Consider the following 340-nt stretch of genomic DNA (forward strand, 5'->3'; position numbering starts at 1 on the left):
ATACAGTGGCTCTTTTCCATTACCAACCGTAATTTTACTTACGACGGTTTTTAATTCGCTTCATCATAGTCAAACGACGTTCTGCGCTTGCTTGATCTTGAGGCTCTTCGTTCGCGTTGTTCTTACGACCTTGGCGGTTTTTGTACGCCGATTTAGTGTTCAGCTTCTCGATGTAAGCATCACGTTTCTTCGGTTCATAACCCGGTTGTTCAACACGGCGAATACGTTGTTGAATCAGTGTTTCAACTTGAACAACAGTCAACTCTTCTTCGCGGTTAACGAAAGAAATCGCATGACCTTGTTTACCAGCGCGACCTGTACGGCCAATACGGTGAACGTA

Annotated in this window: 1 pseudogene; it reads right to left on the reverse strand. The window is 44.7% G+C overall.

Features of this window, described 5'->3' with window-relative positions:
* Positions 1 to 34: 34 nt before the first annotated feature.
* A pseudogene (locus AB4496_RS23680) lies at positions 35 to 340 on the reverse strand (ATP-dependent helicase); the annotation flags it as partial.

The sequence above is a fragment of the Vibrio sp. 10N.222.46.A1 genome (assembly GCF_041473595.1).
Lineage (GTDB): Bacteria > Pseudomonadota > Gammaproteobacteria > Enterobacterales > Vibrionaceae > Vibrio > Vibrio tasmaniensis_A.